This is a genomic window from Curtobacterium sp. MCLR17_055, from assembly GCF_003234305.1.
GTDB lineage: Bacteria > Actinomycetota > Actinomycetes > Actinomycetales > Microbacteriaceae > Curtobacterium > Curtobacterium flaccumfaciens.
Genome location: NZ_QKSX01000015.1, coordinates 19,058 through 33,766, shown reverse-complemented (window position 1 = coordinate 33,766; position 14,709 = coordinate 19,058). Strand labels below are relative to the sequence as shown.

Sequence of the window (14,709 nt, the reverse complement as noted above, 5' to 3'; positions counted from 1 at the left end):
TCAACCAACGCGTGCGATCCATTCGAGGTAGAAGAGTCCGACCCCCGCCGCGACGAAGAGCCCGGCGATGATCCAGAAGCGGACGACGACGGTCACCTCGGCCCACCCCTTCAGTTCGAAGTGGTGGTGCAGCGGACTCATCAGGAAGATGCGCTTGCCGTGGGTGATCTTGAAGTAGGCCCGCTGCAGGATGACGGAGCCGGTGACGATGAAGAACAGGCCACCGATGAGGATGAGCAGCAGCTCGGTGCGGCTGAGGATCGCGAGGCCGGCCAGGGCACCGCCGAGGCCGAGCGACCCGGTGTCACCGAGGAAGATCTGCGCCGGCGAGGTGTTGTACCAGAGGAACCCGATGAGCCCGCCGCAGACCGCGGCCGCGACCACGGCGAGGTCGAGCGGGTTCGAGACGGTGTAGCAGGCGTGGGCGGTGTTCGAGTCGAGCCGTGCCCCGCCGCAGATCTGGTTCGACTGCCAGAAGCCGATGATGACGTACGAGCCGATCGCCAGGATGCTCGACCCGGTGGCCAGGCCGTCGAGCCCGTCGGCCACGTTCACGCCGTTCGACGTGGACACCGTCAGCAGGACGATCCAGGCGAGGAACAGCACGGTGCCGATGACGGTGCCGAGCGCCATGAAGTCGAGCCACGGCACGTCGCGGATCGCCGAGATCATCGTGGACGCCGGCGGCTTGCCGTTCGACGTGGGCACGACCAGGGCGATCGTGGCGAAGATGACGCCGACGATGACCTGGCCGAGGATCTTGGCCCAGCCGCCGAGCCCGAGGCTCCGCTGACGGCGCACCTTGAGGAAGTCGTCGATGAAGCCGACGAACCCGAGCCCGACCATCAGGAACAGCACGAGCAGGCCGGACAGCGTGATCGAGTCGCCTCCGATCAGGTGGCCGACGAAGTACCCGATCACCGCACCGATGATCAGGACGATGCCGCCCATGGTGGCGGTCCCGCGCTTGGTGTGGTGGGACTGCGGACCGTCGTCACGGATGAACTGCCCCCACCCGAGACGGTGGAAGAGCTTGATGAAGGACGGGGTGAGCAGCAACGTGAACACCAGCGACGTGGCGCCGGCGATGAGGAGCGCGATCATTCGGTGACACCTCCGAGGCGGTCGCCGAGGAATCGCAGTTCGGCAGACTTCGAGGACTTGACGAGGACGACGTCGCCGGGGCGGAGCATCTCCTGCATGGCACGGACGGCGTCGTCGACGTCCTCGATGTACACGGACTCGCCGTCCCACGATCCCTCGAGGGTGGCGGCCTGGTGGATGGGCATCGCGCCGCGGCCGACGACCACGAGCTGTCCGATGCCGAGGCGGACGACGAGCCGACCGATGCGGTCGTGCTCCTCGACGGAGTACTCACCGAGCTCGGCCATCTCACCGAGCACGGCGACGGTCCGCTCCCCCGGGCGCACGATCTGCGCCAGGGTCCGCAGCGCCGCCGCGGTGGAGTCGGGCGACGCGTTGTACGCGTCGTTGATGACGGTGACGCCCTCGGGGCCGCCCTGGAGCAGCTCCATGCGCCAGCGCTCGGCGCGCGTCATCGACGCGAGCGCCGCGGCGCCGTCGGCGAGCGGGACGCCCCACAGGTGGGCGACGGTGAGCGCGGCGGACGCGTTCATGGCGTGGTGCTCACCCAGGATCGCGAGGCGCACGTCGACGTGATCCGGGCCTCCAGGCTGTCCTGGAGGCGCGGTGAGGGTGAAGCGGGTGCCGCTGCGGTCCGTCTCGATGCCGGTGATGCGGTAGTCGGCGTCCGTCGACGTGCCGAAGCCCACCACCCGCGCGGCCGTCAGGTCTCGCATCGACGCGACGCGGTCGTCGTCGACGTTGAGCAGGGCCGTGGCGGTCTCGGGCAGGTCGGTGACCATCTCGGACTTCGCGCGCTGCGTCGCCTCGATGCCGCCGAACTCGCCGGCGTGCGCGAGGCCCACCTTGAGGACGACGCCGAGGTCGGGCTCGGCGATCGAGACGAGCTTGGCGATGTGGCCGACGCCGCTCGCGCCCATCTCGACCACCAGGTACCGGGTGTCGTACGTGACGCGGAGCATCGAGATCGGTGCGCCGACGTGGTTGTTGAACGAGCCCTCGGGCGCGACGGTCGCGCCGTGCTGCTCGAGGATCGTGCGGAGCATGTTCTTCGTGCTCGTCTTGCCGTTCGAGCCGGTGATGCCGACGACCCGCAAGGGTGCCGGGCGACCGTCAGCGTCGACGCGGTCTGCGGTGCTCATCCGGACGCGCGTGACGACCTCGTGCGCGAGCGCGGCGAGGGCCTCGTACCCGTCGGCGACGACGATCTGCGGCGCGGTGGTCTCCACGCGGTCGGGCGTGATCACCAGGGCGGCACCGGCGTCGACCGCTGCGGGCACGAAGCGTCGGCCGTCGGTGACCTCACCGGGCAGGGCGAAGAAGACGCTGCCGGGGCGGACCAGGCGGGAGTCGGTCTCGACCGAGCCCTCGACGACCAGGTCGCCGGGCTCGGCGACGTCGGTCGCCTGCGCGCCGCCGATCAGCTCGCCGCCGACCGCGGTGGCGATCTCGGCGAGGGTCATGGCGATCATCGGACGTCCTCCGCCGGACCGGAGTTCGGCTCCCAGCCGGCCTCGCGCAGGGCCACGCGGGCCTCGTCGCGGGCGGAGTACGGCGTGCGGACGCCCTGGATGTCGCGGTAGTCCTGGTGGCCCGGGCCGGCCCAGAGGATCGAGTCCCCCTCGCCGACCAGGCTCACGGCCGTGCGGATGGCGGCCTCGGGCGGGCTGACCTCGTGGATCTCGTGGTCGGGGTACGCCGCACGTGCGGCGTCGACCAGGGTCTTCCGGATCGACGCGGCGTCCTCGAAGCGGGGGTGGTGGTCGGTGACGACGAGGATGTCGCTGCCGGCTGCGGCCACGCGTGCCATGTCGCCGCGCTTCGTGGTGTCGCGGTCGCCGTCGGCGCCGAACAGCATGAGGACCTTGCCGGAGGTGAACTGCCGGACCGCGGCGAGGGTGTTCTCGAACGCGTCGGCGCTGTGGCCGAAGTCGACGTAGACGCTCGGGCCGTGCTCGCCGGAGACGCGCTCGGTGCGGCCGGGCAGGTAGCACTCGATGGCGGAGACGCGGTGGGTCTCGCCGTCACGCTCGCTCGCGTCGTCCTCGTCGGGGTAGCGGCGGTGGTTGCTCTCCAGCGCGTGTGCGATGGCACCCAGCTCGAACCCGCCCTCGACGAGCATGACGATCGCGAGTGCCGCGTTCGCCGCCATGTGCCAGCCGATCAGCGGCACACGGGTGGTCAGCTCGCGGCCCTCGGGGCCGGTCAGACGGAACTCGGTGTAGGCGGCGTGCGCCTCGACGATGTCGACGTGCCACTCGGCCTCGACGTCGGGGTGCACGGTGATCGTGGTGACCGGGATGCGGGAGTCCTGCACCACGCGGTGGCCCCAGTCGGTGTCCAGCGAGACGACGCCGCGACGGGCGTGCTCGGGCTGGAACAGCGGGAGCTTCGCCTGGTAGTACTCCTCCATGTCGGCGTAGTCGTCGAGGTGGTCGTGCGACAGGTTCGTGAAGGCCGCGACGTCGAAGACGATGCCGTCGACGCGGTGCCGGCTGAGGGCCTGGGCGCTGACCTCGACGGCGACCGCGCGGACCTCGCTCTCGCGCATGCGGGCGAGGAGCGCGTGCATCTCGCTGGCCTCGGGCGTGGTCAGGCGGCTCGTCACGCTGAGCGAACCGATGTGGCGCTCGGCGGTCGAGCTCAGGCCGGTGACCAGGCCGAGCTGCTTGAGGATGCCCTCGAGGATGTAGGACGTGCTCGTCTTGCCGTTCGTGCCGGTGACGGCGAACAGCTGCGGCAGGTCGGTGGCCTCGTCGGGGTGCGTGCGGTAGACCCACGCCGCGACGTCGCCGAGGGCGGCGCGGGGGTCGTCGACGACGAGCACCGGCAGCCCGGACGGCTCGACCAGTGCGACGCCGTCCTGGTCGGTCAGGACGGCGACGGCGCCGCGCTCGGCGGCCTCCGTCGCGAACTGTGCGCCGTGCCGGTTCGCACCGTGCACGCCGACGAACAGGTCACCCGGCTGCACCTCGGTGGCGCTCAGGGTGACACCGGTGGTCTCGATGCTGTCGACCGAGCCGACGACTCGCAGACCGAACGCGTTGGCGAGTTCGGAGACGGCCCTCGGGGTCGGGTGTTCGGGTCGGAGGACCGGGGGGATCCGTGCGGACAAGTGTTCCTTCTTCCTCACCACGTGGACGGGTAGAGCTTCGCCTCGGACGCGGAGGGGGCTACTCGGTACTTCTCGAGCACCTGGGACATGAGTGTGCGGAACGCCGGAGCCGCTCCGCTGGACCACTTGTTGGTCTGCGGCTTCGTGAACGTCACCGTGACAACATACTGGGGGTCTTCGGCGGGTGCCATTCCGGCCACCGACGTGATGCGCTGACCGCCGTAGCCCTGCGACCCCTCGGCCACCTCGGCGGTCCCCGTCTTCGCGGCGATGTTGTAGCCGGAGATCGGCTTCATGCCCACCAGCGTGCCACCCGTGACGACGCTCTGCAGCATGCCGGTGACCTGCGTGGCGGCGGCTGCGGAGACGACCCGCTGCTTCTGCACGTCGGGCGCGTCGATCGTCTTGCCGTCGGCCGTGGTGCAGCCCTTGACGAAGTGCAGCGGGATCCGGACACCGTCGTTCGCGATCGTCTGGAACACGCTCGCGACCTGCACCGCCGTCGTCGAGATGCCCTGACCGAACATCGAGTTGATGTTCGTCTGCTGGTCCCAGTTCGGGCTCGTGCCGTAGTCCATCGAGGGCTGGCCCGGGTAGTCGATGGCCGTCTCCGGCTCGAACAGCCCGAACTTCTTCATGTAGTCGAAGCGCTGCTGGGCGGTCAGCCGTGCGCCGAGCTCGGTGATGCCGACGTTCGACGAGTTCTGCAGGATGCCGGTCAGCGTGAGGTTCTCGGTGGGGTGGAACTCCGAGTCGTGGATCGTGCCGCCCCAGGGGAACGTGCGCGAGTACGGCACGACCGCCTGGTCGGTGGGGTTCGACTTGCCCTGGTCGAGCAGCGCGGCGGCGATCGCGGCCTTGATCGTGGAGCCCGGCTCGTACGACGCCGTCAGGGCACGGGAACCGAAGGCGCCCTTGTCGGTCGTGGCGTCGACGTCGTTCGGGTCCACCGTCGGGTAGTCGGCGACCGCGAGCAACTCACCCGTCTTGACGCTCGTGACCGTCGCCGTCGCGGACTCCGCCTGCAGGGTCTTGGCGGCGGACGCGATGGTCTGCTGCGCCATGTACTGCAGGTCGCTGTCGATCGTGGTCTCGAGCGTGCCGCCGTCCTTGGCCTTCTTCGTGGTCACGGTGCTGCCCGGAAGCTGCACACCGTCCTCGCCGCGCTCGTACGTCTCGGACCCGTTGGTGCCCGCCAGGCACTGGTTGTAGGAGTACTCCAGGCCGGCCTGGGCACCGTCGGTGCCCATGAAGCCGGTGAGGTTGCCCGTGGTCGCACCCGTCGGGTACACCCGCGCCGCCTGTGGCTCCGGGTACAGCCAGGGGATGCCGAGTGCCCGCACGGCCTCGTAGTGCTGCACGTCGAGGCCCTTGACCAGGTAGGCGAAGTCGGACTTCGGGTTCGCGGCGATGTTCTTCCGCATGGTCGCGACGTCGCCCCCGGAGGCCTTCGCCAGCGCGCTGAGGGCGGTGCCGACGCTGACGTCCTTGATGCGTGTGCCGCCGAGCCTGCCCTTGAACTGCTTGACCAGGCGCGGCGAGGTCGTGATGTTGTACCGGGTCACGCTGTCGGCGAGTTCGGTGCCGTTGCGGTCCACGATCGACCCGCGGGTGCCGTAGATCGTCACGGGGATGCTGCGCTTCTGCGCCGACGCCTTGTTCAGCTTGGACGCCTGGACGACCTGGATGTCGACGAGCCGCACCACGAACACCCCGACGAGGGCGATCACGGCGAGCATCACGATGCTGTAGCGCAGGCGTCGGTTGCGGATCGTCTTCGTCACGCGGTGCGGTCCTTCCCGGGCGGTGCTGAGGGTGCGGCGGACCCGCCGGTCACCGGGTGGAGGGCGCCTGGAGCGGGTTCGCGTCGGACTCTACGGACGACTTCGCCGTCCCCTGGTCCGACGCGCTGGCGCCGCTCGTCTTCTCAGACGTGGCGGTGCTGTCGGTGGATCCCGCGGTACCCGTGGCGCCCGACGAGTCCTTCGTGCTCGACGTGTCCGACGTGTCCGTCGTGCTCGTCGTGCCCGTCTCCTTGCTGGTGGAGGTGTCCCCCGGCTTCGTGGCCAGCGGGACGTCGTTCAGCAGCGAGTTCGGCACCTGGTTCTCGGTGGACGCCGTGGCCTCGTCGGGCTTCGCCGGCGTCGGCGTGCCGTACACCCGACCGGTCTTCGGGTCGAGGTACACGGGCGTCGAGTTGGCGATCATGCCGAGCGACTGGGCGTTGCGGGCCAGGTTCTGCGGCGAGTCGAGGACCCGGAGCTGCTCGGACAGCGACTGCTGTGTGCGGGACAGGTTCGTCTGCTCGGCCGACAGCGAGTTGAGCGTGTAGGCGCCCTGGCTGAGCACCATGCTGATGCCGAGCTGGGCCAGCAGCAGGATCCCGAGCGCGGCGACGGCCACCACGGCGTACCCGATGCGGGGGCGTGCCCGGCGCTGGGCCGCGGTCGGGGTGACCTCGACCAGCTCGGGGCGGTGCTGACGGTCGGGGCGCGGGGCCCGCGACGGGACGACCGCAGGGTCGACGAGTGCGAGGTTCGTGCTCATGTCAGTTCCGGATCCGCTCGGCCGCGCGCAGGCGCACGGGGGTTGCTCGGGGGTTGGCGGCGCGTTCGGCCTCGTCGGCCAGCTCGGCGCCCTTGACGATCAGGGAGAAGGTCGGGGCGTGCTCGGGCAGCTCCACCGGCAGGCCGGCGGGGGCGCTCGACTTCGTGCGCTCCACCAGGGCCCGCTTGACGATGCGGTCCTCGAGGGACTGGTACGACTCGACGACGATCCGGCCGCCGACCGCGATGGCGTCGAGCGCCGCCGGGATCGCCCGCTCGAGCACGCTGAGTTCGGCGTTGACCTCGATGCGGAGTGCCTGGAAGACGCGCTTGGCCGGGTGCCCCTGACGCTGGATGGCGACCGGGGTCGCGTCGTGGAGCACCTGGACCAGGTCGCCGGACATCTCGAACGGCTTCGTCGCCCGCCGCTCGACGATCGCTCGGGCGTAGCGGCCGGCGAGCTTCTCCTCGCCGTAGCGCTGGAAGATGCGGCGGAGTTCGCCCTCGTCGTAGGTGGCCAGGACGTCGGCGGCGGTCTGCCCCTCGGTCCGGTCCATGCGCATGTCGAGCGGGGCGTCCTGGCTGTACGCGAACCCGCGCTCGGCCCGGTCGAGCTGCAGCGAGCTCACGCCGAGGTCGAACAGCACGCCGTCGACCTTCGTGAAGCCCTCGCCCTCGATCGCGTCGACGATGCCGTCGTACACGGTGTGCACGAGGCGGACGCGGTCGCCGAAGCGGGCCAGGCGCTCCCCCGCGATGCCGAGAGCGTCGGTGTCGCGGTCGAGTCCGATGAGCGTGAGCTCCGGGAACCGCTCGAGCAGGCCCTCGGAGTGGCCGCCCATGCCGAGCGTGGCGTCGACGACGACCTTGCCCGGTCCTTCGAGCGTCGGCGTGAAGAGGTCGACGATGCGCTGGAGCATCACCGGCGTGTGCGGGAAGCGTGGCGTCTCGTTGTCGTTGTCGGCCATGTGCAGCCCCTCGTCTCCTGGGCCGTGGGTCCGGATCCCCATCCATGCGACCTGACACCGGGGAAGTGGCGTCAGGGCTTCACGGCTGGGAGTCCCGATCCGCGGATCAGAAGATCCCCGGGATCACCTCCTCGTCGTTGTCGGCGAATGCCTCTTCGGCTTCGGCGTAGTAGGCCTCCCACGCGGGGGTGGACCAGATCTCGGCACGGTCACCGCTGCCGATGACCGTGAGGTCCCGCTCGAGCCCCGCGTACTCGCGGAGGTTCTGCGGGATCGTCACGCGGTTCTGCTTGTCGGGCTGTTCGGCGCTGGCCCCCGAGAGGAACAGACGCATGTAGTCCCTGGTGCGCTTCGACGTCATCGGGGCGGTCCGGATGCGCTCGTGGAGTTCCTCGAACGTCCGGGCGCTGAAGACCACGACGCAGCGTTCCTGGCCGCGGGTCATCACGAGCCCGCCGGACAGTTCGTCCCGGAACTTGGCGGGGAGGATCACGCGACCCTTCTCGTCGAGCTTCGGGGCATGAGTACCGAGCAGCACGTCGGGCCTCCCCTCCGCTCCACCGGACCGTTGCGAGCCCCACTTTACTCCACTCCCCTCCCCTCGGCCAGGAATCCGCTCCCTTTTCCGCCCGCGACACCCCTACTGGGGGCATCGAAGCCGGAATGCGCCCCGCCGGGATGACCGCGGATGCCCGGATCCATGCGGTTCGCGAGTGCCGGAGCAGGCGTGGAGGAAAGTGGAGGACTTTCGCAGCCGGTGGAGCGCCCCGGGGCGCGCCGCGAGCGCTCGTCGCCGAGCGCGCACGAACTGTCGCTCGCGCAGCCCCAAGCCGACAGTTCCTGCACCCTCGGCGTCCACCGCGCGGCATGTCGTGACCACTCGCGCACGCACCGGCGGCGGTCCACCCCGGCCTCCCCGGCCACCCCGGCCTGGAGGCCCGCCCCACCACCGCCGCGGAGCGCACGCGGGCGCACGGTCGGCTCCACCACGCCCGGCCGCCGGTCAGCGCGTGGTCACGACGCACCGCCACCGCGACGCCGAGTGGTCACGAACCGTCGCTCGCGCAGCCCTCAGCCGACAGTTCCTGCACCCTCGGCGTCCACCGCACGGCATGTCGTGACCACTCGCGCCGGCACGACCCCGGCCGGACCCCGCAAAAACCAGCCCCCGGAAACACGAAACGGGGCCGACCCGAAGGCCGACCCCGTGGAGGAGTGTGGAGGGAGTCCTGGTGACCCCCGTCAGCTACTGACTCTGGTCGTTGCGCTTGTCCCAGCGCTCGTTCATCCGGTCCATGAAGGACCCGCCACCGCCGGCGGACGGACGCGCCGACCCTCCGGACGCGGGCTTGCCCGGTCGAGCGGGCTTCGCCCTCGGGGCACGCATGCCCGGGCGCAGCGCGAACAGGACACCGGCGAGCATCACGACGAAACCGAGGATGCCGAGCAGCGGCGCCTTGATCACCAGGCCGACGATGACGATGGCGACCCCGGCGAGTGCACCGAGGACACCGAGCGTGATGGCTGTGTACGTCGGACGACCCTGTCGACGTGTGACACGAGCCACGAAATCGGAATCGTTCTGGTAGAGGCTGCGCTCCATCTCTTCGAGAAGGCGCTGCTCCTGTTCCGAGAGCGGCATCTTGGTTCCCTCTGTTCCTGGGATCGACGCGGGGTTGAAAAACGCGGGTTGAGTGGACCGATTCTATGCCTCGACCACTCCACTAGGGTAGGGATCGTGGCTGAGAGTACGCGATTAGTGGACCTCGTATCGGCGCGTATCGACCGGGCACTCGACGAGCAGCGTGAACGGCTCCTCGCGATCAGCCCCGACCTCGCGCCGTTCGACCGGTACGCCCGAGACCTGTTGTCCGGCGGCAAGCGCTTCCGGGCGCTGTTCTGCTACTGGGGATGGCAGTCGGTGGCGGGCCGTTCGGGCTCGTTCGACCCGCTGGCCGAAGGGTCCCGACAGACCACCGCCGAGGCCGTCGTCACGGTCGCCGCAGCGCTCGAGGTCTTCCACGCCGCAGCCCTGGTGCACGACGACATCATGGACCGCTCGGACACCCGTCGTGGGCGTCCGGCCGCGCACCGCCGCTTCGAGTCCCTGCACGAGGAGTCCGGCTTCGTCGGCGACCGCGGGCAGTACGGCACCAACTCCGCGCTGCTCCTCGGCGACCTGCTGCTCTCGCTGAGCGACTCGGTGTTCGACGAGGGCCTGGCGCTCCTCGACCCGGTGCGGGCCCGCATCGTCCGCCAGGAGTTCCACGCGATGCGCCTCGACGTCACGGCGGGGCAGTACCTCGACGTGCACGAGGAGACCGCCTGGCCCGTCATCGACGAGTCCGAGCACCTGCTCCGCGCCCAGCGCGTCATCGTCTTCAAGTCGGCGAAGTACTCGATCGAGGCCCCGCTGGTCATCGGCGCCCTGGTCGCCGGCGCGAGCGACTCCCAGCTCGAGGGCCTCCGCGCCTTCGGACTCCCCCTCGGCGTGGCGTACCAGCTCCGTGACGACATGCTCGGCGTCTTCGGTGATCCCGAGGTCACCGGCAAGCCGGCCGGCGACGACCTGCGCGAGGGCAAGCGCACCGTCCTCATCGCCTCGGCGCGCAAGACGCTGGCGAGCGGCCCGCGGCAGCTCCTGGACGAGCTCCTCGGCGACCCCGACCTCGACGAGGAGCAGGTGCAGATGCTCCGCGCGACCCTCACCGAGTCCGGTGCCGTCGCCGCTGTGGAGCGGTCGATCGAGCGGCACGTCCAGCGCGCCAAGGCGGCACTGGACGCCTCGCCGCTGACACCGTCGGCACGCGAGCAGCTCGCGTCGCTGGCCGACACGGTCAGCCGCCGGTCGTCCTAGACGCGACCCCAGTACAGACGGGAGGCCCGGTGCCAGCTGGCACCGGGCCTCCCGTCTGTCCGGAACGCGTCTAGAGCAGCGACTGGGCGATGCGACGCACCTCGGCCTTGCGACCGGCGCGCAGCGCCGCGATCGGCGTGGTGCCCATCGCGTCGTCGACGGTGAGCATCCAGCGCACCGCCTCGTCGTCGGTGAAGCCGTTGTCGCCGAGCACGATCAGCGTGCCGCGGAGTTCGGGCATGGGCTCGCCGTCCTCCAGGAACTCGACGGGCACGCGCAGCACACCGCCGACGCGGGCTGCGAGCAGGGTCTTCTGCTCGAAGAGTCGGTGGATCCGTCCGGGGCTGGTGCTGAACATGTCCACCAGCTCGGGGACGGTCAGCCAGCGTTCGGAGAGGGACAGGTCGTCGACGGGTGCGGCACTCACACGCCCATGGTGCCAGAGTGACCGCCGGAGTGAATGCGCCTCGTTCGTCACATTCATCACATCCACCCCATCTGACTCTCTGGTTGACTTGGGAATCAGGCCATGCCAGCGTTGTGGCACCTGTGAGTGCGCGCATGCGTGCGCACGGCTCAGTCGAGATCAGGAGAAACCCGTGGACCACGCTGCAGACGAAGTCGCCCGGCGCGCACGATCCGCCCGGTTCGCCACCATGCCCATCGTCCTCGCGGGCACCATCGCCGTGACCGCAGGCCTCACCGGCCCGGTCGCGCACGCCGAGCCCCGGCACGACGACGCCGACGCGAACCACAAGCGCCACGTCGACCAGGACCGCGCCGTGACCGACCGCCCGGTGTTCGGCACCGCCGTTGCCCGGCCGTCGCAGACCGTCGTGCGGACCGTCGCCGCGACCACGAAGGCCCCCACCACATACACCGTCCACCACGGCGACACGGTCTCGGGCATCGCCGCCCGCTTCGGCCTGTCGGCGCAGGAGATCCTCGTGCGCAACGGCCTCGGCTGGAACACGATCATCCACCCCGGGCAGACGCTCCACCTGGCGTCGACCCCCGCCGTCACCACCGCCGCGGTCCGGACCTCCGGGTCGACCGGCGGCTCCGGCTCGGACACCTCGAGCTACCACGTGAAGCACGGCGACACCGCCTCCGGCATCGCGTCCCGCGTCGGCGTGTCGACCACGGCCCTCCTCAGCGCGAACAATCTGTCGCAGCGCAGCGTCATCTACCCCGGGCAGACGCTGCGGGTGCCGCACGGCACGTCGTCGACGCCGTCGGTCTCCACCGCCTCGGCCCCGTCGACCAAGTCGAGCGTGCAGATCAGCGCCGGCGACACCGTGGCCTCGATCGCCGCCGCGCACCACGTCTCGGTCAAGTCGCTCCTGTCGGCGAACGGCCTGTCGTACACGAGCACGATCTACGCCGGCAAGACACTCGTCATCCCGTCGTCGAACGCCACCGCCGCCCCCGCGGTCGCTGCCAGCGCCGCGGTGAGCGGTGCCGTCGGCCTGAGCGCCGAGCAGCGCCAGAACGCCGCGACCATCGTCGCCGTGGGTCGATCGCTCGGCGTCCCGGACCGCGGCATCGTCGTGGCCCTCGCCGCCGCGATGCAGGAGTCGAGCCTCCGGAACCTGCCGCACGGCGACCGCGACTCGGTCGGCCTGTTCCAGCAGCGGCCGAGCCAGGGTTGGGGCAGCGCGGCGAAGCTGCAGGACCCGGCGCACGCCACCGCGCTGTTCTTCGGCGGGCGGAACAACCCGAACGCCGGCAAGACCCGCGGGCTGCTCGACGTGCCCGGCTGGTCCTCGATGAGCATCACCGACGCGGCCCAGGCCGTGCAGCTCTCCGCCTACCCGAAGGCCTACGCCACCTGGGCGAGCGCCGCCGAGGGCTGGCTGGCGACCCTCTGAGCCTCATCCGGAAGATCGAGATTGGGTCACGGCCGGTGCGCCGGTGCGTCCGAGTGCGGTCTCGATTCGTAGAATGCCGCCGATGACCACCAACGCCGCCACGGACCCGATGATCGGTCGCATGATCGATCAGCGGTACCGCGTCCGCTCCCGCATCGCGCGCGGGGGCATGGCGACCGTCTACCTCGCGACCGACGTGCGCCTCGAGCGACGCGTCGCGATCAAGATCATGCACGGGCACCTGGCCGACGACCAGGCCTTCCGTGAGCGCTTCATCCAGGAGGCCCGTTCGGCCGCCCGGCTGTCGCACCCGAACCTGGTGGGCGTCTACGACCAGGGCGCCGAGGGCGAGATCGCCTACATCGTCATGGAGTACATCCCCGGCATCACGCTGCGGGACCTGCTGCAGGAGCACCACGCCCTGACGCCCGAGCAGGCGACGGACATCCTGCGCGCCGTGCTGGCCGGCCTCGCCTCGGCCCACCGCGCCGGGATCGTGCACCGCGACCTGAAGCCCGAGAACGTCCTGCTCGCCGACGACGGTCGCATCAAGCTCGGCGACTTCGGCCTGGCCAGGGCCACGACCGCGAACACGGCGACCGGCGCGGCACTGCTCGGCACGATCGCCTACCTGTCCCCCGAGCTCGTGACCCGCGGCGCCGCCGACTCGCGCAGCGACATCTACGCGCTCGGCATCATGCTCTACGAGATGCTCACCGGCGAGCAGCCCTACAAGGGCGAGCAGCCGATGCAGATCGCCTACCAGCACGCCAACGACTCCGTGCCGGCACCGAGCGCCGCCGTGTCCGGGGTGCCGCCGGAGCTCGACGAACTGGTCGCCTGGTCGACCGCGCGCGACCCCGAGGACCGCCCCCGCGACGCCCGCGAGATGCTCGACCACATGTCGGGCAACCAGCAGCGCGCGACCGGCCAGTACCGCACGGCCGTGCTGCGCCCCGAGAACGGCACCGCGATCCTGCCCTCCGGTGGCGCCGGCACACTCGGCGCCGCAGCGGCCGCGGCCTCGGTGGGGGCTGCAGGAGCCGCAGGAGCGGACGAGACCGCCATCATCGACCGGTCCGACGACCGGGACACCGGCGACCGCGGTCGAGCGCCCGCCCGTGCGCGTGGCAACGCCCCGGGCCCCCGTCGCACCGGGGCCCAGCCGGGCGTGCTCTCCCCCGCCGGACAGCGGCTCGCCGACCAGTCGGCGAAGCGTCGGAAGCGCGGCTGGATCCTGCTGTCCGTGGTCGTCGTGCTCGCGCTGATCGGAGCCGGCTTCGGCTGGTACTTCGGCCCGGGGCCGGGTGGCAACGTGCGGATCCCGGAAGTCACGGGCAAGTCGGTCTCGCAGGCCCGGCAGCTGCTCGAAGCACAGGGCCTGCAGGCGGCGTCGAAGACCGGGACACGGTTCGACGCCGTCGTCGCGAAGGGGCAGGTCTCCACGACGAAGCCGGCCGCGGAGCGCGAGGTGCAGAAGGGCACGGCGGTGCAGATCGTCGTGTCGAACGGTCCCCGGATGATCCCGCTGCCGGCGATCGTCGGGCAGCCGCTCTCCACCGTGACGGCCGCGCTCGACGACGACTTCGAGCTGCAGGACGACCGGTACGAGTTCTCCGCCGATGCCCCGAAGGACACCGTGGTCGCGGCGACCGGTCGGGCGTCCGGCGGCAAGGCCCTCGACCTCACGACGGTGCAGGCCTACGGCGAGACCGGGCCGGTCACCCTCACCGTCTCGCTCGGGCCGGTCCCCGACGTGGTCGGCAAGACGGTCGACGAGGCCTCCGCCGCACTCGACGAGGTCGGACTGATCCTCGGCGCCCGCACCGAGGAGTACAGCGACACCGTGCCCTCCGGCCAGATCGTCTCCGCCGCCGTGCAGGACTCCCCCGCCGTGCGCGGGTCGGCGGTGGACGTCGTCGTGTCGAAGGGGCCGACGCCGATCACCGTGCCGGACCTCGGAGCGGAGCGGCCCACGATCAACGAGGCGACGAAGACCCTCGAGGACCTCGGCCTCAAGGTGTCCGTGCCCGACTGCACGAACATCCTCTGCGGCTTCTACGACTGGAAGTCGAAGTTGCCCGTCACCGGCACCGACCCGGGCGCCGGCGCCACCGTCTACCGCGGCGACACGATCACCCTGTCCTACGACCAGTAGGTGCGGACACCGCACCCTCGGCCCTGGACGCGACCCCAGGACGGACGGGAGGCCCGTGGCGGCGCCGTCACGGGCCTCCCGTCAGACACG

At 70.8% G+C, this 14,709-nt stretch carries 12 protein-coding genes; 3 read left to right on the top strand and 9 right to left on the bottom strand.

What is annotated here, in order from left to right; all coding sequences use genetic code 11:
• The 8 genes from mraY to DEJ09_RS13460 form a co-directional block, all read right to left on the bottom strand.
• Window positions 1-1,104: a phospho-N-acetylmuramoyl-pentapeptide-transferase gene (gene mraY / locus DEJ09_RS13495; RefSeq protein WP_071405416.1), complete on the bottom strand. Its 1,104-nt coding sequence runs from the start codon at window positions 1,102-1,104 to the stop codon at window positions 1-3.
• A complete protein-coding gene (gene murF / locus DEJ09_RS13490) occupies window positions 1,101-2,576 on the bottom strand; it encodes a UDP-N-acetylmuramoyl-tripeptide--D-alanyl-D-alanine ligase (RefSeq protein ID WP_111088925.1) in 1,476 nt (491 codons plus the stop codon). The genes mraY and murF overlap by 4 nt, the downstream gene beginning before the upstream one ends.
• Entirely contained in the window at window positions 2,573-4,219 is a 1,647-nt protein-coding gene (locus DEJ09_RS13485; RefSeq protein WP_071405414.1) for a Mur ligase family protein, read from the bottom strand. The genes murF and DEJ09_RS13485 overlap by 4 nt, the downstream gene beginning before the upstream one ends.
• A 14-nt stretch (window positions 4,220-4,233) precedes the next feature.
• Window positions 4,234-6,003 carry a penicillin-binding protein 2 gene (locus DEJ09_RS13480; protein ID WP_111088924.1) on the bottom strand — a complete coding sequence of 590 codons (1,770 nt, stop codon included), beginning with the start codon at window positions 6,001-6,003 and terminating at the stop codon, window positions 4,234-4,236.
• 49 nt (window positions 6,004-6,052) lie between these two features.
• Window positions 6,053-6,766, bottom strand: coding sequence for a hypothetical protein (locus DEJ09_RS13475; RefSeq protein WP_111088923.1), 714 nt, complete (start codon window positions 6,764-6,766; stop codon window positions 6,053-6,055).
• Window position 6,767: 1 nt separating this feature from the next.
• The gene (rsmH, locus tag DEJ09_RS13470) at window positions 6,768-7,733 is read right to left on the bottom strand and encodes a 16S rRNA (cytosine(1402)-N(4))-methyltransferase RsmH (RefSeq protein WP_071405412.1); all 966 of its coding nucleotides are present in this window, start codon (window positions 7,731-7,733) and stop codon (window positions 6,768-6,770) included.
• A 106-nt stretch (window positions 7,734-7,839) separates the two neighbouring features.
• A complete protein-coding gene (gene mraZ / locus DEJ09_RS13465; RefSeq protein ID WP_017886616.1) occupies window positions 7,840-8,271 on the bottom strand; it encodes a division/cell wall cluster transcriptional repressor MraZ in 432 nt (143 codons plus the stop codon).
• A 708-nt stretch (window positions 8,272-8,979) separates the two neighbouring features.
• On the bottom strand, window positions 8,980-9,375 hold the full coding sequence (locus tag DEJ09_RS13460; protein WP_111088922.1) for a DUF3040 domain-containing protein: 396 nt from the start codon (window positions 9,373-9,375) through the stop codon (window positions 8,980-8,982).
• 96 nt (window positions 9,376-9,471) lie between these two features.
• Between DEJ09_RS13460 and DEJ09_RS13455 the strand changes: the two genes are divergently transcribed.
• A complete protein-coding gene (locus DEJ09_RS13455) occupies window positions 9,472-10,590 on the top strand; it encodes a polyprenyl synthetase family protein (RefSeq protein ID WP_071405410.1) in 1,119 nt (372 codons plus the stop codon).
• A 70-nt stretch (window positions 10,591-10,660) separates the two neighbouring features.
• On the opposite strand, the gene DEJ09_RS13450 is transcribed toward DEJ09_RS13455, so the two are convergent.
• Window positions 10,661-11,017 (bottom strand): Rv2175c family DNA-binding protein, encoded by a 357-nt coding sequence (locus DEJ09_RS13450; RefSeq protein WP_171907813.1) that lies wholly within the window; start codon window positions 11,015-11,017, stop codon window positions 10,661-10,663.
• A gap of 172 nt (window positions 11,018-11,189) precedes the next feature.
• On the opposite strand from DEJ09_RS13450, the gene DEJ09_RS13445 reads away from it, so the two are divergent.
• Window positions 11,190-12,461, top strand: a complete 1,272-nt coding sequence (locus DEJ09_RS13445) for a LysM peptidoglycan-binding domain-containing protein (RefSeq protein ID WP_258373904.1) — start codon at window positions 11,190-11,192, stop codon at window positions 12,459-12,461.
• A gap of 82 nt (window positions 12,462-12,543) precedes the next feature.
• Complete coding sequence (gene pknB, locus DEJ09_RS13440; protein WP_111088955.1) at window positions 12,544-14,619, top strand: Stk1 family PASTA domain-containing Ser/Thr kinase; 2,076 nt, start codon at window positions 12,544-12,546, stop codon at window positions 14,617-14,619.
• The last annotated feature ends 90 nt before the right edge of the window (window positions 14,620-14,709 follow it).